The organism is Planosporangium thailandense, assembly GCF_011947195.1.
Classification (GTDB): Bacteria; Actinomycetota; Actinomycetes; order Mycobacteriales; family Micromonosporaceae; genus Planosporangium; species Planosporangium thailandense.
Genome location: NZ_JAATVY010000006.1, coordinates 224,980 through 247,402 on the forward strand (window position 1 = coordinate 224,980; position 22,423 = coordinate 247,402).

Here is a 22,423-nt window from a genome sequence, read left to right on the forward strand (position 1 = left end):
GACATGGCCGTTTGCGAAGTTTGCAACAACGACTACTGGATGTCGTTCGAGATCCACACCGCCGGCGATGTCCACGTGTTCGACTCGTTCGAGTGCGCCATCCAGCGCCTCGCTCCGGTCTGCGAACAGTGCCAAGTCAAGATCGTCGGGCATGGGGTGGAGGTCGACGGCCGGTTCTTCTGCTGTGCGAACTGTGCCCGCAACAGCGGTATGGACAAGGGCGTCCAGGTCCGCGACACGGTCGGAGCCCATCCGGGCTGAGCCGGTCAGCCGAACAGCGAGTGGCTGTCGGTACGGGTGACGCGTGCGCGCCGGCGCCGTAGCTGGATCACGACGAGGTCGACCAGCGCGACCGCGGCGAGCACGGCGGCGACCGCCGCGAAGGCCGGGTGACCGGTCCACACCAGCGCCAGCGCCAGCAGCGCGCAGGCGACCAGGCCGAAGCCGGCGAGCACCAGTCGCAGGTTCAGCGCGCTGTACGGGTGCCCGACGGTCCCCCGGGCGCCCTTGGGCTGAGCACCGATACGCATATGGTCCCGGTACCCCGTGAGCGCGCCGCTGACGCACCCGCGGGGTACCGGGGTTCCCTTCTTCCGTTACCGCGTTACTCCGTTACGACGGCCCGCAGGATGTCGACCCGGGCGGCTCGGCGCGCCGGGACGATCGCGGCGACGACGCCGGCGAGGGCCGCGATCACCGCGCAGACGAGCGGCTGTCCGATCGGCACGTCGACGGTGACGATGCCGATGGAGGCGAGGGCCCGCGAGAAGGCCGCGCCGAACGCCAGCCCCAGGACCAGGCCGAGGACCGCGCCGACGGCCGCGATCAGCAGCGCCTCCCAGCGGACCGCCGCGCGGACCTGCCGGCGGGTCATGCCGACCGCCCGCAGCAGGCCCAGCTCACGGGTCCGCTCCAGCACCGACAGCGCCAGCGTGTTCACCACGCCGAGCAGCGCGATCACCACGGCCAGCAGGAGCATCACGTACACCATGCCGAGTAGCTGGTCCACGCTCTTGCTCTGGGTTTCCTTGAGATCGTTGGCATCCGAGATCGCGACGTTCGGGTACTCGGCCAGCGCCGTCGTTGCCACCTGCTTGACCTGCGCGGTGCTGACGCCCTGGCGGGCAGCCACCAGCACGGCGATGTCGAGCCGGTCTGAGAAGTTGGCGTTGTAGGTGTCCAGGCTGACCACGTAGCCGGTACCGATCAGGGTGGTGTCGGTGAACGTGCCGATCACGCGCAGCTTCCGGTCGCCGGTCTGGGCGAACTTCACCGTCAGCGGGGAGCCGACGCGCAGCCCCTTCGCCTTGGCGATGTCGGCCGACAGCAGGATTCCGTCCCGGCCGAGCGCGCCGACCGAGCCGGAGGCCATGCCGAGGTTGGCGACCCGGTCGACGGTGGCCGGGTCGAGTCCGGCCACCGGTGTCGTCGCACCGTCGACCTGCGCCATGCCCCAGCGCATCTCCGAGACCGTGCCGACCTCCGGCTGCGTGCGCAGCTTGTCGGCCACGCCCGTCGGGATGCCGGCCGCGAACTGGCTGCTGGCTTTGAGGATCAGGTCGGCCTTGTTCGCGCGGTCCAGCACGTCCCCCACCGACGCCTTGATCGACGATGCCACGACGGTCACGGCCACGACGAGCGCGAGCCCGACGACGAGCGCGGTAGCGGTGGAGGCGGTACGGCGCGGGGAGCGCGCCGCGTTGAGCCGGCCCATGCCACCGGTGACGCTCCGGGAGATCGGCGCCCCCAGGACGCGTACCAGCGGCCGGACCGCAACCGGAGCCAGCATCATGACGCCCAGGAAGGTCGCCAGCGTGCCGAGGCCCGCCGCGGCCGTCTGCGAGTCCGCGCTGATCGCCCGGACCAGCCCCGCCACGCCCCCGACGAGCAGCAGGGCGCCGACGACGAGCCGCCACCGGGCGACCCCCTTGGCCGGCGCGGCCGCCTCGCGCAGCGCCGCGATCGGCGGGATCCGGGTGGCCCGCCACGCCGGCGCGAGGGCCGCGACCAGCGTCACGAGCACGCCGACGGCGAAGGCGGCGATCACGGTACGGGCGTGCAGTTGCAGCGCCGCGCTCGGCAGCTCCATGCCGACCGCGCCCAGCAGCCCGCGCAGGCCACTGGCGACTGCCAGCCCGAGCCCGAGGCCGAGGACGGAGGCGACCAGGCCGACGGCGACCGCCTCGGCGAGGACGCTGCCCAGGATCTGCCGGCGCCCGGCACCGATCGCACGCAGCAGGGCGTGCTCGCGGCCGCGCTGGGCGACCAGGATCGAGAACGTGTTCCAGATCATGAACGAGCCGACCAGCAGCGAGACCGCCGCGAAGCCCAGGAAGATCTTGGTGAACATGCTGAGCGCGCTCTGGATCGACTTGCTGGCCTCGCTGGAGACCGTCGCGCTCGTCACCGCCTCCGTCCCGGCCGGCAGGACGCGCGCGATCCGCCCCCGCAGCTGGTCGGGGGTCACCCCGGCCCGGCCGCGCACGTCGATCGCGTCGAACTGCCCGACCTTGCCGAGCAACTGCTGTGCGGTCGACATCTGGAACGTGGCCAGGGTCGCGCCGGCCAGGTTGTCGGCCTGACCGAAGCCGGCGATGCCGACGACGGTGAACCGCCGCTGCCCGCCGGACTCGAAGATGATGCCGATGGTGTCGCCGGGGCGGTACGAGTACTTGCGGGCGGTGGCCGCGTCCACGATCACCTCGTCGGCGGCCCGGGGTCCGCGCCCGCTACGCAGGCTGAAACCGCCCGCCAGCTCGCGGTCGGTCACGTAGCCCGCGCCGAGGGTCGGCGCGCCACCGGGCTGGATCGGCTTGCCCGTCTTGTCGAGCATCAGGGCGTACCCGGTGATCGAGCCCTCGGCGGACGCCACACCGTCCACCCGGCGGACGGTGTCGACGAGGGTCGCCGGCACCGGCTTGGTCGACTGCAGCGTGCTGGTGTCGGTGAACGCCGACTTGGACCGCACGGTCACGTCCGTGCCCTTGGTCAGCCCGGCGTACAGCTGGTCGAAGGCCGCCTTCACGGTGTCGGTGAGCACCAGCGTGCCGCTCACGAACGCGACGCCCAGCATGACGGAGATCGCCGTGAGGAACAGCCGTACCTTACGGGCGAACAGCCCCTTGAGGGTGAGCGCGAACATCACTCACCGAGGCCCTTCATGGCGTCGAGGATCCGGTCGGCGGTCGGCTCGCGCATCTCGTCGACCACCCGGCCGTCGCGCAGGAAGAGCACCCGGTCGGCGTAGCTGGCGGCGGTGGCGTCGTGGGTGACCATGACGGTGGTCTGGCCGTACTCGTCGACCGCGTGCCGAAGGAAGCGCAGCAGCTCGCCGCTGGAGCGCGAGTCGAGCGCGCCGGTCGGCTCGTCGGCGAAGACGATCTCCGGCTGGGTGATGAGCGCGCGGGCCGCCGCGACCCGCTGCTGCTGGCCGCCGGACAGCTCGGCGGGGGTGTGCTTCAGGCGGTTGGCCAGGCCGACGGCGGCGACGACCTGCGCCAGCCAGGCCGGGTCGGCCTTGCGTCCGCCGAGGCGCAGCGGGAGGACGATGTTCTCCTCCGCCGTCAGCGTCGGGACCAGGTTGTAGGTCTGGAAGATGAAGCCGAGGCGGTTGCGGCGCAGCAGGGTCAGGTCGGCGTCGGACAGCCCGGAGACGTCGGTGTCGCCGATGAACACCCGGCCCGCCGTGAGCGTGTCCAGCCCGGCCAGGCAGTGCAGCAGGGTGGACTTGCCGGAGCCGGACGGGCCCATGATGGCGGTGAAGGCCCCCGCGGGGAAATCCACGCTCACGTTGTCGAGAGCCTGGACCGCTGAGTCTCCTCGACCGTAGAGCTTCGTGGCGCCGACCACCCGGGCCGCGGTGCGAACACCGGCCGGGGACTTGACCATGGACATTTGAGCGCTACCCTTCAATGATGTACGTCGTTACAGTATAAACGTACGGCGTAAAGAATAACGAGCAGCGACATCGGGAGACGTGGTCCGAACGGAGCGTGAGAGGTGCCCAGAAAGGCACGACTGAACGAACGGGCGATCGCCGAGGCCGCCCTCGCCGTCCTCGATGCCGAGGGCATCGAGGCGCTCACCATGCGCCACCTGGCCGAGAAGCTCTCCACCTCGGCGATGGCGCTGTACAACCACTTTCCGGACAAGGACGCCGTCCTCGAGGCGGTCGCCCAGCTCCTGCTCGCCGAGATCGAAGCGCCACCGCCGGGAATCGGCTGGCAGGAGACGGCGCGCCGCATCATGCGCTCGGCCCGCACGGTCACCCTGCGGCACCCGCACGCCGCGCCGCTGATCGCCCGGTTCCCGCCGCGCACCCCGGACGCCCTCGCCTTCGTCGAGGCCGGGTTCCGGTCGTTCCGCGCCGCCGGGTTCGACCCGCACAGCACCGCCCGGGCGTACCGGGCGCTGGTCGCCTACTCGCTCGGCACCCTGGAGGTCGAGCTGGGCGCCTACTTCGCCGCCCACCCCGCCGCGCAGGCACCGGCGGGCTCGCTGGACCAGCCGTCGGTCGGTCGGCTGCTGCCCACGGTCGACGAGGTCGGGCCGGAGCTCGCCGCCTCCGATCCGCAGGCGGAGTTCGAGTTCGGGCTGAACGTACTGATCACCGGCCTCGAGGCGCTGCTACCTCACCGGTGAGCGGGTGAGGTAGCAGCGCCCCGGTGGTGACGCTCGGTCAGCAGGCGGGTGGGACCGCCCCGCCGCTGCGGGTCACCGGCGCACCGGGTTGGTCACCTGAGCCGGAGCCGGCTCACGGACGCCCCCGTCGCGCTGGTCCGAGATGAACGCCGACACCCAGGCCAGTGGGGCGTTCCAGTTGATGGTCAGTTCGTTGCCCGCGAAGGCCATCACGTCGTCGACGTAGCAGTACTGCGGCGCGCAGCCGGCCAGCTTGGCCTTTGCCACGTCGTCCTCGTTTCCGGAGTTGGCGCCACCGGCGAGCGCACCCTTCGGCGGGGCGGGCAGCCGCTTGTCGAGCGAGTGGGCGTACCAGCGGGAGTGCTGGTTGTGGGAGTAGTTCGTGCCGTACCCGGTCACGTACGACCGGTCCAGCACGTTGCGGCCGAGGACGTAGTCCATGCCCTGCAGCACCCCGTCGCGGTACTTCGCGTCGCCGGTGAGGTCGTACGCGGTCGCGATGACGACCAGGTTGTTGAGCACCATGCTGTTGGAGCCCCAGTCGTACCGGTTGTCCGACGGGGCGTAGGGCGTGCCGTACGGGTTGGCCCGCAGCGTCGCCAGGTACCGGTCGGCGCCCTGCACGACCGACCGGCGGACCGCGTCCCGGTCGGGCAGGTTGTTCGGCACGGTGGCCAGGTCGAGCCGGCCCAGCGCGGCGACGTGGTCCCAGCCGAACCCGCGCTCGCTCCAGATGTCGGCCGTGTGCTGGGGCGAGGCGTGCAGGAAGTCGGCGTACTGCTGCTCGCCGGTGGTCAGGTACAGCTCCGCGGCCGCCCAGTAGAACTCGTCGGAGACGTCGGTGTCGCCGTACCCGCCACCGCCCGAGCCGCTGTCGCCGGAGGCGTACATCGAGGGGTGCGCCTTGGCCGCGGCCCACGCCGCCTTCGCGGCCGCCAGGTTCCGCTCCGCGAAGGCGCGGTCGTACGGGGCGAACACGCGGGCCGCCTGCGCCGCGGTCGCGGCGAGGTTGAGCGTCGCCGCCGTGGACGGCGGGTACAGCACCCGCTTCTTCGTGTCCTGGTCGGGCCGCGTCGGCAGGGTGGTCCAGCTGTCGTCCTGGACCTTGTGGTGGGCCATGCCGGCCAGCGGCTTACCGGCCGGTACCTGCATCCTGAGCAGGAACTCCTGCTCCCAGCGCGCCTCGTCCAGGATGTCCGGCACGCCGTTGTGGCTCTCCGGGATGGCCAGCGCGCCGTCACCGAGCTTCGCGGCGCCGCCCGTCGGCGCGGTCCTGCTGCGCTCGAACTCGTTCATCAGCTGGTACACGGAGATGCCGCCGTTGACCACGTACTTGCCCTGGTCGCCGGCGTCGTACCAGCCGCCGGCGACGTTCAGCGTGTAGTCGCACCCGTTGTTGACGCAGGGCACGGCGCGGTCGCCGGTCTCCCCCGCCGAGACGTGACCGGCGGGCCGGCCGTACCCGGGCCGCAGCCTGTCGTCGATGGCGATGCCGCTGCGCTGGGTATAGTAGAACTTCAGCGCGTCCTGCCGCAGCCCGTCGTACACGTCGGCCCCGATGGCGAACGGGTGGCTCGCCTCGCCGCCGACCACCAGCCGGTACCCCTTGCCGGGGGTGGTGTACGCGCTGAAGTCGATGGCGTGGACCGACTGCGCCGAGGCGGCGTCCATGCCCCGCGGCGTGGTGAGGCCGCTGGCCACCGTCTTGCCGGCGGCGTTGCGGAGCTGCCAGGGCACGCCGGTGCCCGCGTCGCTGGCGACGGTGGCGTTCTTCGGGCCGTCCGGCAGGTACCCGACCTGGTTGACACGCACCTCCGGGCCGGTGCCCGACCGGTACATCTCGGGCACGGCGCCGCTCGGCGCGGCGGCGCTGACGCCGGCCGGTTCGGCGGCGTCCGCGTACGCGGCGGTCGCGCCCGGCGCGACGGCGAGGAGTCCGGTGGCGGTGAGCGCGGTCGCGGCGGTGACCGCCGCGCGCATCCGAGCTGACCAGTGGCGCCGACTGAGGATCACGTGCTCTCCCGGGGGTCGATTCGGGCCGCCATGCTAGCCAGATGCGTTACGAATCGACCACGGAGAGCGATATTTCCTGACGTTCGGCAGGAGTTTGGGTGGTTTTACCCGTGAGACCTGGGTCACCCGTAACGGGTGAGCCGGCCTGGCGCCACCCCGTCCACGCCAGGTGTCCGCCTAGACTGGGCCGTATGGGCCGGCCGAACGAGGCCGTCGAGGCGCTCCTGCAGGAGTTCGCCGACCTGCTCGCGATCACCAACGGCGAGCCCTACAAGATCCGCGCCTACGAGAACGCGGCCCGGACCGTCGCCGGCTACCCCGTCGACGTGTCCGGCCTCGACCTGCGCGGCCTCCGCGAGATCCCCAACGTGGGGAAGTCGATCGCCGAAAAGATCATCGAGTACTTCGCCACCGGCCACGTCGCCGCGCTCGACCAGCTACGCGAGGAGATCCCGGCCGGCGTACGGGAGCTGGTGACCATCCCCACGCTCGGTCCGCGCAAGGCGATGATCCTCTACTCCCAGCTGGGGATCGCCTCGGTGGACCAGCTGGAGGACGCGATCCACTCCGGCCTGCTCGAAGAGCAGCACGGATTCGGCCCCAAGACGGCCGCCAACCTCCTGCACGGCATCGAACTGCTCGCGCGCAGCAGCGGACGGGTCCTCCTCGACGAGGCCATGGCGGTCGCCGAGGAGGTCACCCGGGCGCTGTCGGCCCATCCCGCCTGCCTCACGTGCGCGTACGCCGGATCGCTGCGCCGGATGCGCGAGACCGTCGGTGACGTCGACCTGCTCGCCGCCTCGACCGACTCCGGCCCGGTGATGGAGGCGCTCACCCACCTGCCCCTCGTCGGCGAGGTCATCGCGCACGGCCCGACCAAGACCTCGGTGCGCACCACCACCGGACTCCAGGTCGATCTGCGCGTCGTCACGCCGCAGTCGTGGGGCGCGGCGCTGCAGTACTTCACCGGCTCCAAGGAGCACAACATCCGGGTACGTGAGATCGCCGTGCGCAAGGGGCTCAAGCTGTCCGAGTACGGGCTGTTCCGCATCGACGACGACGCGCTCGTGGTCTCGGAGACCGAGGAGGCGGTCTACGCGAAGCTCGACCTGGCCTGGATCCCGCCGACGCTGCGCGAAGACCGCGGCGAGATCGAGGCGGCCCGGACCGGGCGCCTCCCCGATCTGGTCACGATCGCCGACATCCGGGGTGACCTGCACACCCACACGGACCTCACGGACGGAACGGCGTCGCTGACGGACATGCTGGCGGCGGCGAGCGCGCGCGGGTTCCACTACTACGCGGTGACCGACCACGCCAAGAGCCTGCCCATGCAGCGGATGACCGACGAGAAGATGCTGGCCCAGCGGGACCGGCTGCGCATGCTCGCCGACACCACGGACCTGGAACTGCTGCACGGCACGGAGCTCAACATCGACCCGGACGGCGAGGTCGACTGGGACGGCGACTTCCTGGCCGGGTTCGACATCCGGGTCGCCTCGATCCACTCACGCTTCGGCCAGCCGCGCAAGGCGATGACCCGCCGGCTGGTACGCGCCTGCGAGAACCCGTACGTCAACGTCATCGGCCATCCGACCACCCGGAAGCTCAATCAGCGGCCGCCGGTCAACGCCGACTTCGACGCCGTGTTCGAGGCCGCCGCGGCCACCGGTACCGCAATGGAGATCAACAGCTGCCCCGACCGGCTGGACCTGCCCGACGACCTGATCCTGCGGGCGCGGCAGCACGGCGTGAAGTTCGCGATCGACACGGACGCGCACGCGGTCGCGCACCTGGACAACCTGCGGTACGGGGTGGGCACCGCGCAGCGCGGCTGGCTGAGCGCCGACGAGGTCATCAACGCCTGGCCGCTGGACCGGCTGCGGGAGTTCATCGCGGCGAAGGTGGCCCGCCTCGCGCCGGTCGGCGCGGGAGCGCGCCGCGCCCGTCAGGGGCGGCACTAGCCCGGCCCACCACCGCCGCCCTCGCCGGCGTCGGAACCGGCCGTCTCGGTGCCCCCGGTCCGACCGGCACCCCCGGGCCGACCGGCACCCCCGGGCCGACCGCCGCCGGTCTCGGTGCCGGCGCCACGGCGGCCGTTGCCGAGGCGCAACCGGGGCAGCCGGCCGATCGTCCGGCGGACGAAGCGGTACCGGCGGTGGGCGTCCTCGTCCGGCACGGGCGACACCCGCCGCGGTGCGGGCAGCATCGGTCGCAGGTCCTCGGCGGCCTGCGACGCGGCGTCGATGACCAGCCGGGCCGCCTGCCGCTGGCGCTCGACCCCCAGCGGGGACCGCCACGGCGCCCGCGGCGGCCGGACGGCGGCCTCGATCTCCACCCGGATCCGGTCGATCGCCGCCAGCAGCGCGCCGTGCTGCTGCCACGCCCCCTGGTCGGTCTGGGGATCGACCAGCAGCAGTTCGCTGAGCCGGTGACGCCGCTCGTACAGGTGCGACAGGTGCTGCTCGACGCAGCCGCGCGCCTCGTCGAGGCGGTCGCCGCCGCAGGCGACCTGGACGACGGCGGCCAGCGCGTCGGCGGCGCAGTCGAGGATGTCGGCGAGGATCTCGCGTACCTGCGGCGAGTACGCCTCCGCCTCGTCGCCGACGGTGAGGGTGTGGTCGTACAGCGCCCTGGCGACGTGGCGCACCGACACGTAGCAGTGTTCGAGACCGGTGAGGGCGGTGCGCAGCCGCGGCTGGGCCTCCCGCGCCCGGGCGCCGCGCGGGTTGAGCCGCGCGCTCTGCTCGGCGCGCCCGAGCTGCTGGTCGGCGCGCAACACCTCGCGCCCCAGCGTGCGGGCCTCGGCCAGCCAGTGTTCGGACGCGTCCCGCGACCACTCGGTGCGCAGTTGATTCGCCAGCCCCCGCAGGTAATCGGCCATCCGCCCGGCGAGCTCGCCGATGGCCTGGCTGGCCGGCTGAACGTGCAGTGGCGGCGCGATCACGGCGTTCACCACGATGCCGACGGCGGCGCCGATCAGCGTCTCGGACACCCGGCCGACGGCCGCCGACTCGACACCGCCGACGGCGAGGATCAGCATCGCGGTGATCGGTACTTCCAGCAGATGCGGCCCCAGTCGCACCAGCTCACCGACGACGAGCGCCACCGCGATGATTCCACCGAGGCTCCACCAGGTCAGCCCCACGAACGACGCCACCGCGACCGCGACCAGCACCCCCGCGACGACGCTCAGGATCCGCTCCAGGCCGTGCTCGACGGTTTCGTACATCGTCAGCTGGACGACCAGCAGTGAGGTCAGGGGTGCGAGCACCGGCTGAGCGCTGGTGTGCAGGCGCTCGGCGATCACGAACGAGAGGATCGCAGCCAGGGTGATCTTGGCGGTGCGCACGCCGAACCCGCGACCTCTGCGCAGCAGCTCCGCGGACGGTTCGCGACCCAGACGGAGCCGTAGCCGACGTGTCAGGCTCATTCCGCTGGTACCCGATACCCGGGTGCCGGTGCCATCTAACGACCGAAGTCACACCGGACAGACATCCGTGCAGGCCGGCCGGCGACGAGCGCCGTTTAGACATCGACGGCCACTGGGTATCACGGTGCCACCCGCCGGCGGAGCCCACAACCGCCGGCGGCCCCTCACCAATTTCTCGAGCTCGGAGGCGGCCGTGCGCACGGGAGGTATAGGCGGCGTCATCATCCTCATCTGGCTGATCATCGGCGCCGTGGCGGCGGGTCAGCGTGGCTATTTCAACAGCTCCAACGACAACTGCGCGAAAGCGGGCACCACGGTGGTCACCGTCCTCGCCGGGCCGTTGAACTACCTGGGCGTCAACCCGAAGGTCAACTGCAAGGTGCCGCAGCCGTCCCAGTGACCGGCGAGGAGGCACCCTCCTTCAGGGTGCCCTTCCGCCCGGCCGGATCGAACCCGGGCGACGGCGGACGCATGATCATCTAGCCGTACTTTCAGCCATTTCCCGGTGTCACGTCCGTCGCAAGCCCAACAGTTCACCAGATCTTGACTTCTGACCTGTTAGACAGGAGCTGGGCTAGACGCGGACGAGGAGATCATGAAACGACAACGGCGGGCGGTACTGCTCACGGCACTGGCGGCGACGCTCGCGCTCAGCGGCTGCGGCGGCACGGCCAACAGGTTCGTCAAGCCGGGCGCCAGCGCCTCGCCCACCCCGGCCCTGCACGTCAACCCGGCGGACAACGCCACCGACATCCCCGTCTCAGCCGAGGTCGGGCTCCAGGACGCCGGCGACAAGCTGACCGCCGTCCAGCTCGCCGACGCGGGCGGCAAGTCCATCTCCGGCAAGCTCCGCGACGACGCCAGCTCCTGGGTACCGGACGAGCCCCTCGACTACGCCACCACCTACACGGCGAAGGTCACCGCCACGTCGACCAGCGGCAAGAGCGTCACGGGCACCAGCAGGTTCACCACCATGCAGCGGCCCACCAGCCGCATGGACGCCCACCTCTACATGTCCGACAACGCCGTGTACGGGCAGGCCATGCCGATCGTCGTCGAGTTCAAGCAGGGCGGGGTGGCCCCTGCCGACCGCGCCGCGGTCGAGCGCCGGCTGTTCGTCACCAGCGATCCACCGCAGCCGGGCGTCTGGCACTGGGACAGCAACACCCAGGTCGAGTACCGGCCGAAGGACTTCTGGCAGCCCAGTACCAAGATTCACGGCCGGTTCGCGCTCGGCGGCCTGCCGGTCGGCGGCGGCCGCTACGGCCAGCAGGACATCACGATCGACGCCTCGATCGACACGGTACGGAGGCAGATCGAGGTCGACAACGCGACCAAGCAGCTGACGGCCAAGCAGGACGGCGCGGTGGTCAAGACGATGGCGGTCAGCCTCGGCAGCCCGCAGCACCCCTCCTTCTACGGCACCATGCCGATCATGGAGAAGTACGACAAGACGACGTTCGACTCGTCGACCTACGGCACGCCGGTCAACTCCCCCGAGGGCTACCGCACCGACGTCCAGTACGCCGAGCGGCTGACCTGGGACGGCCAGTTCATCCACGCAGCGCCGTGGTCGGTGGCGCAGCAGGGCCACACCAACGTGTCGCACGGCTGCGTCAACGTCTCCACCGACAACGGCCAGTGGATCTACGACTGGGTGAAGGTGGGCGACCCGGTCATCGTCAAAGGCACCGAGGTACCGCTCGGCCAGGGCAATGGCTGGACGGCGTGGAACCTGCCCTGGGACCAGTACGTGAAGGGCAGCGCGCTGGCCGACGTCGGTCAGTCCACCGGAGCGACGCCCGCGCCGTCGGCGACCGACGCCGCCGACGCGCAGCCGAACCCGTCGGCCTCCTGAGTCGGACAGCGGCGGCGGTCACCTCCTGCGACCGCCGGTGGCGCCGCGGTGCCCGTCCCGGCACACTGACCCCGATCAGGTTGACGGGCGGAAGGTGGGCGTGAGATGCGCATGACAGGCCGTGACGGCCGGTGCGGCGATCCCGACGCACGGGCGACGACCCCGTCGTCGCGCGGGAACCGGATCCTCGCCGCGGTGGCGACCACCGCCGTCGTCGCCACCGCAGCCGTGGCGCTGCGCACCGTCCGCGACGCGCTCGGCGCGGCCCCGACGGGCGAGCGGGCGGCCCGGATACGGCGCTCGCCGCAGTTCCGCGACGGAGCCTTCCGCAACCCGGTACCCGCCCACGTGATGCCCCCGGGCTCCGCCGCACAGACGCTGCGCGACCTGTTGACCGACCGGCACCGGCGCCGGCCGTCGGGCGCCGTGCCGCTGGTCGCCCCCGCCGTCGACGACCCGCCGCCCGCCGACGGCCTGCACGTCACCTGGTACGGCCACTCCTCCGCCCTGGTCGAGATCGACGGCCGGCGGGTGCTGTTCGACCCGGTCTGGAGTGACCGCTGCTCCCCCTCACCCTGGGTAGGGCCGCGCCGGCTGCACCGGCCGCCGGTGCCCCTGGACCGGCTGCCGCAGGTCGACGCGATCGTCATCTCCCACGACCACTACGACCACCTCGACATGGCGACCGTCCGGGCGCTGACCCGCACCCGGTCGGCGCCGTTCGTGGTACCTCTCGGCGTCGGCGCGCACCTCGCCCACTGGCAGGTGCCGGCGGACCGGATCATCGAACTGGACTGGGACGAGTCCGTCTCCGTCGCCGGGCTGCGCCTGACCGCGACCGCCGCCCGGCACTTCTCCGGGCGCGCGTTCGCCCGGGACAACACCCTGTGGGCGTCGTGGGCGGTGACCGGACCGACCCGCCGGGTCTTCTACAGCGGGGACTCCGGGTACTTCGACGGCTACGCCGCCATCGGGGCCGCGTACGGCCCCTTCGACGCGACCCTCATCCAGATCGGCGCGTACGCCAGCACCTGGCCGGACATCCACATGACGCCCGAGGAAGGCGTCGCCGCCCACCTCGACCTGCGCGGCGGGCTGCTCATCCCGCTGCACTGGGGCACGTTCAACCTGGCGTTCCACGATTGGAGCGAGCCGGTCGACCGGGTGTGGCGCGAGGCGAAGGCCCGCGACGTCACGCTGGCCGTGCCCCGGCCCGGCGAGCGCGTCGACGTCGACGACCCGCCGCCGGTGGACGGCTGGTGGCAACCGATCGCCTGACGTCGATCCCATTGACATTGGAGAATGTGGATGGTTGTCTCCATCTGACAGGAAGGTTGCCTATCAATTCCTGAACCGGAGGCGATCCGTGCGAATTCGAGGCAGGTTCATCGGCATTGCCGCTGTCGTGGCGCTCGCGGCGGCCGTCCCGCTCGTGCTCAACCACGCGGCGGGAGCCAGCACCGCGCGCGGTGCGAAATCAGGGGTCGACCTGACCGACCCCCACAAGAAGGACATCGCGATGCAGTTGGTGTCCAGCGCGGAGAACTCGTCACTGGACTGGAAGGCGCAGTACAAGTACATCGAGGACATCGGCGACGGGCGCGGCTACACCGCCGGGATCATCGGGTTCTGCTCCGGCACCGGAGACATGCTCGACCTCGTCCAGCTGTACACCAACCGAAAGCCGGGCAACGTCCTGGCCAAGTACCTGCCGGCGCTGCGGAAGGTCAACGGGACCGACTCGCACGCCGGGCTCGACCCGACCTTCACCCGGGACTGGGTCACCGCCGCCAAGGATCCGGCCTTCCAGCAGGCCCAGAACGACGAACGCGACCGCGTGTACTTCAACCCGGCCGTGTCGCAGGCGAAGAAGGACGGCCTGCGCGCGCTCGGCCAGTTCGCCTACTACGACGCGGCGGTCATGCACGGCCCCGACGGGCTCGGCGCGATCCGTTCGAACGCGCTGAAGAAGGCGAAGCCACCCGCCCAGGGCGGCGACGAGGTGAAGTACCTGAACGCGTTCCTCGACGCCCGCGTCGTGGAGATGAAGAAGGAGGAGGCCCACTCCGACACCAGCCGCGTCGACACCGAGCAGCGGGTGTTCCTCAGGAACGGCAACCTCGACCTCGATCCGCCGCTGTCGTGGAAGGTCTACGGCGACCCGTACACGATCCCCAGGTAGGCGAGACTGCACCTATGGCGCTGACCGTGATGACCTACAACATCAAGTACGGCGGCCGGGACGGCCGGCTTGATTCGATCATCCGGGTCATCACGGCGCAGCGGCCCGACGTGCTGGCTCTCGAGGAGCTCGCGGGCTTTCCCCGGGACGGCGGACGCCTGATGCGTCGGGTCGCCGACGCCACCGGGATGCGTGCCTTTCTCGCCCGGTCGCGGCTCGGAGGCCAGCCGGTCGCCGTCCTGGTCCGGCAGCCGGCCGCGGTGCGGTCCGCCGGCTCGATCCGGCGGCCGTTCCACCACGCCGCCGCCGAGGTGACGGTGGCGACCGACCGCGGACCGCTCACGGTCATCGGCACCCACCTGTACCCGTTCTCCGGTGGCCGGCGAGGGTGGGAGGCCGGGTGGCTCGCCAGCCGCGCCGATCCCGGGCGCATGGTGCTGGTCATGGGCGACCTGAACACCCTCGACCCGTGGACCGACCACACCGACCAGCTACGTACGCTCGCGCCGCACTACCGGTCCCGGCACCTCACCCGCTCCGGCGAGGTCGACACCCGGGCGGTGCGGCGACTCGCCGACGCCGGCTTCGTCGACCTGTTCCGCGCGGTCGGCGACCGGCCGGGCGCGCAGCGCCACACGGTGCCGACCGCGCACGGGGGCGGCCAGGAGTTCGCCCGCATGCGGCTGGACTACATCCTCGGTACCCCGCCGGTCGCCCGCCTGGCCCGGTCGTGCCGGGTCGTCTCCGGCGCCGACTGCGGCGACTGCGAGACCGCCTCCGACCACTACCCCCTCGTTGCTACCGTGGACCTCACGCTCGTCGAGCCGGGGTAGGGTCGGATCATGGACGTGCCGGAAGATCAGCGCGCCCGGCGTCTCTTCGGCGGAGGCGCGATGGCGCCGGGCAATCTCGCCGCGAGCCCGTTCCGGGTCGACCGGGACCGCATCGTCAGCTCACCCCACTTCGCGCGGCTCGGTGGCGTCACCCAGGTGATCAGCCCGGGCGGATCGGGCCTGCTGGTGCACAACCGGCTGACGCACAGCCTGAAGGTCGCCCAGGTGGCCCGGGCCATCACGGAACGGCTGACCGCCGATCCCCGGTACCGCGACCTTCTCGGCAAGCTCGGCGGGTGCGACGCCGACGTGGTCGAGGCCGCCGCGCTCGCCCACGACCTCGGGCACCCCCCGTTCGGCCACCTCGGCGAGCGGATCCTCGACACCGTCGCCCGGCAGCGGTTCTCCTTGCCGGACGGGTTCGAGGGCAACGCGCAGTCGTACCGGATCGTCACCAGCACCGAGATCCGCGGCGAGACCATCGGCCTGGACCTCACAGCCGCCGTCCGGGCGGCGATGCTCAAGTACCCGTGGACCCGCCACACCTACCCGCAGCCGCACGTGCGCTTCCTCGATCCCCCGCCGCGCGGCGCCTCTCCCCCGCCCGGTGACCCGACCCGGGGATCGGCCAAGTTCGGCGCGTACGTGACGGAGCTGAACGACCTGCGACAGGCTCGAGAGCCGTTCAGGGGCCGGCTCGCCGACTGGCAGCAGACCGTGGAGGCGTCGGTGATGGACACCGCCGACGACATCGCGTACGCCATCCACGACGTGGAGGACTTCCACCGGGTGGGCGTGCTCCAGCAGGGATCGGTCGCCACCGAGCTGATGGCGTGGCAGCGCGACGCCGACGAACTGCGGGCGCTGCCGGACGCGACCGTCGACGCGACCGCCCGGCGGCCGGGCCGCTCGGTCGAGCAGCTTCGCCGCACCCTGCGGCGCAAGGACAGCTGGATCGCGTGCGACGACGCGTTCCGCGCGGCCGTGGAGCACGTACGGCTCGAGCTGGTCGACGGGCTGCTGGCGGCGCCGTTCGACGGGTCGATCGAGGCCGAACAGGGCGTGGCGCGCTTCTCCGCACGCTGGACGCGCCGGCTCATCGACGCGATCGAGGTACGGCCGGACCCGCCGGTACGCTCCGGCCACGTGCTGCTGGGCCAGGCGCAGTGGCACGAGGTCCAGGTACTGAAGTTCGTGCATCACCGGTTCGTACTGGCCCGGCCGGACCTGGCCCTGCACCAGCGCGGCCAGGCCCGGTCGATCGAGCTGCTGGTGGAGGCGCTGCACGACTGGCTGGTCGATCCGGAGGAGACGGCGCGGCTGCCGCGCCGGATCCACGACCTGGTCGAGCTGTCGGAGGCAGAGATGGCCGGGCTGGTCGACGACCCGGCCACGCTCGGTCTGATCACCCGCCCGACCCGCGCCGAGCTCACCGCGATGGCCCGCGGCCGGGCGATCATCGACTTCGTCGCGTCGCTGACCGACGGCCAGGCGGTGGCGCTGCTCGACGCGCTTTCTGGACGGTCGCGCCAGTTGTGGACCGACTCGTTCGTCCTCTGACCGCGGGGTTCGTCACGGAGATGGCTCCTGATGCCGTTACCGCCAGATCCGCTCCCCGTCACCGGTGGTGCGCATCGCGGGGGTCCGCTCAGACGTCCGTGGCCGATGCAAACCGTAGGTGGTCTTTCGCCCACGATGCGGCCGCGGTGACCAACGCCGGCAGCTCCGCCGGCGTGTCCAGTTCGACCACGTCGTCGACCGACACCCACCGCACGCCGGCGACCTCGTCGAGTTGCGCGGTCAGCTCGCCGGGCAGCGCGCGCAGCACGTAGACCAGGTCGATGTGACGGTGCGGCCCGACCTTCTGGTCGGCGACGTCCATCTCGACAATCGTGTACGGCGCGGCATGCGTGGTTACGGCCGGATGGGTGAACAGCGCGTTGCCGACCACTTCGGTGCGCACCCCGGTCTCCTCCAGAACTTCCCGCCGGGCAGCCTGGGCCGGGTCCTCGTTGGGGTCGATGTGACCGCCGGGATAGAGCCAGCAGCCGAGCTTGTTGTGGTGCACCAGCAGCACCCGCCCCTGATTGTCGAAGACGATCGCGGAGGCGGTGAAGTGGCGGATCCCGGTCATGCGGCTTCTCCTGCGCGGGCGAGGGCGGCGACACGGTCGGCCATCCACTCTACGGTCGCATCCGCCGCCCTCGGCGTGGTGCTGCCGCCGATCCCTCCACAGTGCTCCATCGCCGCGTACCGTGGATGCCACGGCGGGTGCGCCGGGGAGACCGTCCGCCCGCACCTGTCCTCTACCAGGGGATCACCGTGCCGCCACGTAACCGTGCCGCTGTCGACCCGCGCTTCCCTGCGGAACTGCGCCGCCTGCGATTAGCCCGCGGCCTGTCGCTGCGAGCCCTCGCCGCGCTCGTCTACCAGGGAAAGAGCCTCGTGCACGAGCTGGAGACCGGGCAGGCGCAGCCCACCGTGGACATCACTGGCCGGCTCGACGCGGCGCTCGGGGCTGGCGGTGCACTGAACCGGCTCGTACAGGCCGGACCAGAGATTTCCGCAGACGATCAAGACCGGCTCGACTACGTCGCGCGGTGCCCGCGACGCGCCGACACGGCCACCATCGACGCCCTGGAGACGCTGCTCGCGGGCCAGCGCCGACTCGAGGATTCGATCGGCGCCGCCGCCGTACTCCCGGCGGTACGTGCCGAACTGGACCTGCTGACCGACCTGGTCGACGAAGCCCGCGAGCCGATACGTCTCCGGCTGGTCGACCTGAGCGGGCAGTGGGCTCAGTTTCTGGGCTGGCTGCACATCGCCACCGGCGAACCGGCCGCCGCGCGGGCGTGGCTCGGCCAGGCGCTGGAGTGGGCGACCGAGGCTTACAACAAGGACATGATCGGCACCGTACTGTCGTTCCGCGGCTACCTGGCCGAGGAGCAGGGACAGATGGGCTCGGCGATCGGCCTCACGCGGGTCAGTCTCCGCGACCCGCACGTATTCGTTGGGCAACGCGCCTACGACCAATACCAGCTGGCCCGGGCATTGGCCCGGGTCGGCGACCGGACGGACGCGGTTGAAGCCCTCGCCGCCGGCGACGACCTGGCGCAGGCTGCCGCTGCGTACGACGGGGTGATGCCGCCGTGGCACTACTACCGCAGCCCGGCGTTCTTCGCGCTCGAGGGCGGTGTCGTGTACCGCCTCCTCGGCCAGCAGCAGCCGGACCGCAGCGTCCAGGCGGTGGAGCTGCTCACCTCGGGTATCGAGGGGCTGCCGGCCGATGCGCAGGGCGCCGATTGGGCCGGGGTGTACCTGTGTCACCTCGCCGCCGCGCATGGCCAGCTCGGTGACGTGCGGACAGCAGAGGAAGTACTGGAGCGGGTTCGAGCCATCGCCCGCGCGACGCGGTCTGCTCGGCTGACGGCTCGGGTGTCCACCACTGCCCGCCGGCTCGGCTTGTCCGCGGACACGTAGCGGACACGCGGCCCCTATCTCGTCACCGTGCGCTCACCGGACGCTAGGGGTGGGTGCGGCGGTTGGAGGCCAGCGTGGATCGCGACGAGATCGCCATAACCAAGGTTCTGCACCGTTCGGACGTGTACTGGCGCAACTGTGAGGTGTTCGCCGGCTGTTCCTGCGGGACCCCGTACCACCCGTGCGACAAGCTACGGGCGGCGCTTGAGGGCGAGCGTCGGATGGACGTCTCGACCCGCAACGTCGGCCGGTGAGCTATACGACCGGTTCCTCGAGTGGTTGACGGACTATCCCAAGGAGGGTCAACACTTGCCGGCGTACGTTGCCATTCCCCTATTGGTCGGCGTTGCGTTCCTAGGCTGGGTCGCAGGAATGCTGACTTTCAAGCGCTCGCTTTCGTGGTGCAAGAAATGCGGCCGGGTACTGGTCTGTGCGACCTGTTCCGTTGACCTACCGAGTGCGGACATCTTCCGAAGCAGCCCGAAATGATGGCGCGGAGCAGCGCGAGTGGCCTTCAGGTGACGTACCGTCAACTGCCCGGCCGGTACCAACCAACACTCGTCTAGGCTGCGGGGATGACTCAGGGCGACGATGATCCGCGCCTGTTGCGCCGCGAGGACTTCCCCGTCCTGCGCGAGCAGCCCACCCGCTGGTCGGACGAGGACGTCTACGGTCACGTCAACAACGTGGTCCACTACCTGATGTTCGACACGGCCGTCAACGGCTGGCTCATGGAGGCGACCGGCACCGACATCCGGCGGTTGCCGGCGATCGGCCTGGTCGTCGAGACCTCCTGCCGGTACTTCGCCGAGCTGCGCTTCCCCGAAGTGGTCACGGCCGGGATCGGTCTGGAGCGGCTCGGCACGTCGAGCGTGGTCTACCGGCTGGCGCTGTTCGGGCAGCACTCGCAAGCGCCGGCCGCGGTCGGGCGCTTCGTGCACGTGTACGTCGACGCCCGGGACCGCCGCCCGGTCGGAGTGCCCGACGAGATCCGCAAGGCCCTGCGAACGCTGGAGGGGACGGCATGAGTACCGAGACCGTGTTCACGTACGGTACGCCCGAGCTGAAGTTCGGCGCCGGCGCCGCCGACGAGATCGGCTTCGACCTGAGCCGGTACGGGGTGCGCCGGGTCCTCGTCGTCACCGATGCCGGCGTCGCCGCCACCGGCTCGCCGCAGCGGGTGGCCGACGCGATGCGCGGGTACGGCATCGAGGCCGAGGTCTTCGCGGAGGCGCACGTCGAGCCGACCGACGCCTCGCTGCGCCACGCCGTCGACTGGGCGCGGGCCAACGGCCCCTGGGACGCGTTCGTGGCCGTCGGCGGCGGGTCCAGCATCGACACCGCGAAGGCGGTCAACCTGCTGACCACCAACCCCGGCGAGCTGATGGACTACGTCAACGCGCCGGTCGGCGCCGGCCGCGCCCCGTCGCAGCCGCTCAAGCCGCTGGTCGCCGTGCCGACCACGACCGGCACCGGTTCGGAGAGCACCACGATCTGCGTGCTCGACGTGCTCGACCTCAAGGTGAAGACGGGCATCAGCCATGCCCGGCTGCGGCCGACCCTCGCGGTGGTCGACCCGCTGCTGACGATGACGCAGCCGGCCGCCGTGACCGCCGCCTGCGGCATGGACATCCTCTGCCACGCGCTGGAGAGCTACACGGCCAAGCCGTACACCGCCTTCGCGCGCAAGAAGCCGGAAGAGCGGGTGCCGTACTGCGGCGCGAACCCGGTCTCGGACATGTGGTCGGAGAAGGCGCTCGAACTGCTGGCGCGGTCGCTGCGCGCCGCCGTCGCCGACGGCGACGACCTGCGGGCGCGGACCGACATGGCGCTCGCCGCCACGTTCGCCGGCATGGGCTTCGGCAACGCCGGGGTGCACATCCCGCACGCCAACGCGTATCCGATCGCCGGCGGCGTGCGGGAGTACCGTCCGGCGGGTTACCCGGACGACGAACCGCTGGTGCCGCACGGGATGGCTGTCGCGCTCACCGCGCCGGCGGCGTTCGGCTTCACCTTCCCGGCGTGCCCGGACCGGCACGTGAAAGCGGCCGGGCTGCTGGCGCCCGACGCAGCAGCCCGCGACCCGGCACGGCTGCTGCCGGCCGCGCTGACCGCTCTCATGCGCGACATCGGAATCCCGAACGGTATCGGCGAGGTCGGCTACACGGAGTCCGATGTGGACACACTGGTCGCCGGGTCGATGAAGCAGCAGCGGCTGCTGGCGACCGCGCCCCGGCCGGTGGGCCCCGACGACCTCGCCGAGATCTTCGTACGCTCGATCACCTTGTCGTGAACCGGCCGTCCCCGTTCGGCGAGAACACGGCCCGTACGCAGCCGTCCCTCTTGTGCTTGAACAGGTCGTAGCCGCGCGCGCCCTCGGACAGCGGCATCGGGTGCGTCATGAGGTAGGCGGTCTTGAACTCGCCACGCGACATCCGCTCCAGCAGCATCGGGATGTACCGCTCACCGTGCTGCTGGGCCGAGCGCATCGTAAGGCCCTTGTTCATCAGCGCGCCCATCGGGAAGTCGTCGATCCACCCCGCGAACACGCCCAGCACGTACACCATGCCGCCCTTGCGGCAGGACATGATCGCCTGGCGCAGCGCGTGCGGCCGGTCGGTCTCCATGACGCGGGTCTGCTGCTTGACCTGCTCCCAGCGGTACGCCACCGTGTGCGGGCTGTGCGCCTCCATGCCGACGGCCTCGATGCAGACGTCCGGGCCCCGCCCGTCGGTGCGCTCGCGCAGCTCGCCGTCGATGTCGGTCTCCTCGTAGTTGAGCGTGTCCACACCGAGGTGGTGGGCGGCCATGTCGAGGCGGTAGTCGAACCGGTCGATGACGATCACCCGGGACGCGCCGAGCACCTGCGCCGCCTGGGCGGCCATCTGGCCCACTCCCCCGGCGCCCCACACCGCCACCACGTCACCGGCCTTGACCTCGCCGAGGTCGGCACCCATCCAGCCGGTGGGCGCGGCGTCGGACGCGAACAGGGCATCCACGTCGTCGACGCCCTCGGGGACGGTGAAGGCGACCCGGTCGGCGTACGGCACCCGGACGTACTGTGCGTGGCTGCCCTTGAAACCGCCCATGGCGTGCGAGTACCCGAAGATGCCGGCCGGGCTCTGGCCCCACATCATCTCCGGGATGCCGGGGTTGGTGTTGCCGTTGTCGCAGCACGAGTAGAGGCCCTGCTCGCAGAACCAGCAGCGGCCGCAGGCGATGACCGAGCAGACGACCACGCGGTCGCCGACGTGATGGCGGCGGACCTCCGGACCGGTCTCGACGACCTCGCCGAGGAACTCGTGGCCGATCACGTCACCGGCGCGCATGGCGGGAATGTACCCGTCCAGCAGGTGCAGGTCGGACCCGCAGACCGAGCTGAGGCGCACCTTGATGATCATGTCCTGGTTGTTGAGGATCTGTGGATCGGGTACCTCCTCGACCCCCAGCTCGTTCACGCCTTCCCAGCAGAGCGCCTTCACAGCCGCCCCTCCCCTCGGGCCCGGCTGATCGCGAGGTCGAGGGGCCGGCCGGTGATGGTGTGCTTCGCCGTGCCGGGCTTGTCGGCCTGAAGGATCTCCCCGGTCTCCAGCAGCATCTTCGACTCGCGCAGCGCGGCCCGGACGGCCTGGAGCGGATCGCTGCCGGCGAGCCGCGAGGCGGCACCGGTGATCCCGGACGGCTCGCGGCGCAGCCGCGCCGCCAGCGCCGTGCCCCGGTCACCGACCGCCCGGTTGACCTGGACCTCCACCTCGTCGCCGAGCTTCGCTATCGGCTCCGGCAGCCGGCCTCCCGGTGCGACCTCGTCCGGCGGGCGGTTGATCGTGACAACGTGCCAGCGCGGTCTGCGGCGGTCCTGCGCGCGCGTGGACATCGGCCATTTGCGCTGGCGCGCCGACAGGAACCGGGTGGCGACGGCTCCGGCGACCACCGATCCGACGACGGCGCCCATCGTGGTCCGCTTCATGGCTCACCTGCTTCGT

At 71.3% G+C, this 22,423-nt stretch carries 21 protein-coding genes; 13 read left to right on the top strand and 8 right to left on the bottom strand.

Features of this window, described 5'->3' with window-relative positions; all coding sequences use genetic code 11:
• Positions 1–3 precede the first annotated feature (3 nt).
• Entirely contained in the window at positions 4–261 is a 258-nt protein-coding gene (locus tag HC031_RS12215) for a Prokaryotic metallothionein (protein ID WP_167925352.1), read from the top strand.
• A gap of 5 nt (positions 262–266) precedes the next feature.
• Here HC031_RS12215 and HC031_RS12220 read toward each other — a convergent pair whose 3' ends face one another.
• From HC031_RS12220 to HC031_RS12230, 3 genes are all read right to left on the bottom strand, one after another.
• On the bottom strand, positions 267–530 hold the full coding sequence (locus HC031_RS12220) for a DUF6343 family protein (protein WP_167925353.1): 264 nt from the start codon (positions 528–530) through the stop codon (positions 267–269).
• A 74-nt stretch (positions 531–604) separates the two neighbouring features.
• Positions 605–3,142 carry an ABC transporter permease gene (locus HC031_RS12225; protein WP_167925354.1) on the bottom strand — a complete coding sequence of 846 codons (2,538 nt, stop codon included), beginning with the start codon at positions 3,140–3,142 and terminating at the stop codon, positions 605–607.
• Positions 3,142–3,888, bottom strand: coding sequence for an ABC transporter ATP-binding protein (locus HC031_RS12230; protein ID WP_167925433.1), 747 nt, complete (start codon positions 3,886–3,888; stop codon positions 3,142–3,144). The genes HC031_RS12225 and HC031_RS12230 overlap by 1 nt, the downstream gene beginning before the upstream one ends.
• Positions 3,889–3,999: 111 nt before the next feature.
• Here HC031_RS12230 and HC031_RS12235 point away from each other — a divergent pair, with 111 nt between their 5' ends.
• A complete protein-coding gene (locus HC031_RS12235) occupies positions 4,000–4,641 on the top strand; it encodes a TetR/AcrR family transcriptional regulator C-terminal domain-containing protein (protein WP_167925355.1) in 642 nt (213 codons plus the stop codon).
• Between the two features lie 72 nt (positions 4,642–4,713).
• On the opposite strand, the gene HC031_RS12240 is transcribed toward HC031_RS12235, so the two are convergent.
• Entirely contained in the window at positions 4,714–6,654 is a 1,941-nt protein-coding gene (locus tag HC031_RS12240) for a glycoside hydrolase family 9 protein (protein ID WP_338090617.1), read from the bottom strand.
• A gap of 191 nt (positions 6,655–6,845) precedes the next feature.
• Here HC031_RS12240 and polX point away from each other — a divergent pair, with 191 nt between their 5' ends.
• Positions 6,846–8,618, top strand: a complete 1,773-nt coding sequence (gene polX / locus HC031_RS12245; RefSeq protein WP_167925356.1) for a DNA polymerase/3'-5' exonuclease PolX — start codon at positions 6,846–6,848, stop codon at positions 8,616–8,618.
• On the opposite strand, the gene HC031_RS12250 is transcribed toward polX, so the two are convergent.
• A complete protein-coding gene (locus HC031_RS12250) occupies positions 8,615–10,087 on the bottom strand; it encodes an FUSC family protein (protein ID WP_205862620.1) in 1,473 nt (490 codons plus the stop codon). The genes polX and HC031_RS12250 overlap by 4 nt on opposite strands.
• A 193-nt stretch (positions 10,088–10,280) precedes the next feature.
• On the opposite strand from HC031_RS12250, the gene HC031_RS12255 reads away from it, so the two are divergent.
• The 6 genes from HC031_RS12255 (at position 10,281) to HC031_RS12280 (ending at position 16,520) form a co-directional block, all read left to right on the top strand.
• Positions 10,281–10,487 (top strand): hypothetical protein, encoded by a 207-nt coding sequence (locus HC031_RS12255; protein ID WP_167925357.1) that lies wholly within the window; start codon positions 10,281–10,283, stop codon positions 10,485–10,487.
• Positions 10,488–10,682: 195 nt separating this feature from the next.
• Positions 10,683–11,945 (top strand): L,D-transpeptidase, encoded by a 1,263-nt coding sequence (locus HC031_RS12260; protein WP_167925358.1) that lies wholly within the window; start codon positions 10,683–10,685, stop codon positions 11,943–11,945.
• A gap of 111 nt (positions 11,946–12,056) precedes the next feature.
• A complete protein-coding gene (locus HC031_RS12265) occupies positions 12,057–13,223 on the top strand; it encodes an MBL fold metallo-hydrolase (RefSeq protein WP_167925435.1) in 1,167 nt (388 codons plus the stop codon).
• Between the two features lie 88 nt (positions 13,224–13,311).
• Positions 13,312–14,127, top strand: coding sequence for a chitosanase (locus HC031_RS12270; protein WP_338090619.1), 816 nt, complete (start codon positions 13,312–13,314; stop codon positions 14,125–14,127).
• Between the two features lie 14 nt (positions 14,128–14,141).
• Entirely contained in the window at positions 14,142–14,960 is an 819-nt protein-coding gene (locus HC031_RS12275) for an endonuclease/exonuclease/phosphatase family protein (RefSeq protein ID WP_167925359.1), read from the top strand.
• A gap of 9 nt (positions 14,961–14,969) precedes the next feature.
• Positions 14,970–16,520 (top strand): deoxyguanosinetriphosphate triphosphohydrolase family protein, encoded by a 1,551-nt coding sequence (locus HC031_RS12280; protein ID WP_167925360.1) that lies wholly within the window; start codon positions 14,970–14,972, stop codon positions 16,518–16,520.
• 88 nt (positions 16,521–16,608) lie between these two features.
• Here the strand turns inward: HC031_RS12280 and HC031_RS12285 are convergent, their stop codons facing one another.
• On the bottom strand, positions 16,609–17,094 hold the full coding sequence (locus tag HC031_RS12285; RefSeq protein WP_167925361.1) for an NUDIX hydrolase: 486 nt from the start codon (positions 17,092–17,094) through the stop codon (positions 16,609–16,611).
• Positions 17,095–17,282: 188 nt separating this feature from the next.
• On the opposite strand from HC031_RS12285, the gene HC031_RS12290 reads away from it, so the two are divergent.
• From HC031_RS12290 to HC031_RS12305, 4 genes are all read left to right on the top strand, one after another.
• Positions 17,283–18,440 carry an NsdA family TPR-like regulatory protein gene (locus HC031_RS12290; protein WP_338090620.1) on the top strand — a complete coding sequence of 386 codons (1,158 nt, stop codon included), beginning with the start codon at positions 17,283–17,285 and terminating at the stop codon, positions 18,438–18,440.
• Between the two features lie 74 nt (positions 18,441–18,514).
• The gene (locus HC031_RS12295) at positions 18,515–18,694 is read left to right on the top strand and encodes a hypothetical protein (protein WP_167925363.1); all 180 of its coding nucleotides are present in this window, start codon (positions 18,515–18,517) and stop codon (positions 18,692–18,694) included.
• A gap of 321 nt (positions 18,695–19,015) precedes the next feature.
• Positions 19,016–19,468, top strand: coding sequence for an acyl-CoA thioesterase (locus HC031_RS12300; protein ID WP_167925364.1), 453 nt, complete (start codon positions 19,016–19,018; stop codon positions 19,466–19,468).
• Positions 19,465–20,733 carry a hydroxyacid-oxoacid transhydrogenase gene (locus tag HC031_RS12305; RefSeq protein ID WP_167925365.1) on the top strand — a complete coding sequence of 423 codons (1,269 nt, stop codon included), beginning with the start codon at positions 19,465–19,467 and terminating at the stop codon, positions 20,731–20,733. Before HC031_RS12300 ends, HC031_RS12305 begins: the two co-directional genes overlap by 4 nt.
• On the opposite strand, the gene HC031_RS12310 is transcribed toward HC031_RS12305, so the two are convergent.
• Both HC031_RS12310 and HC031_RS12315 read right to left on the bottom strand, forming a co-directional pair.
• Entirely contained in the window at positions 20,720–21,922 is a 1,203-nt protein-coding gene (locus HC031_RS12310) for an alcohol dehydrogenase catalytic domain-containing protein (protein ID WP_167925366.1), read from the bottom strand. The genes HC031_RS12305 and HC031_RS12310 overlap by 14 nt on opposite strands.
• On the bottom strand, positions 21,919–22,407 hold the full coding sequence (locus HC031_RS12315) for a hypothetical protein (RefSeq protein ID WP_167925367.1): 489 nt from the start codon (positions 22,405–22,407) through the stop codon (positions 21,919–21,921). The genes HC031_RS12310 and HC031_RS12315 overlap by 4 nt, the downstream gene beginning before the upstream one ends.
• Positions 22,408–22,423: the final 16 nt, after the last annotated feature.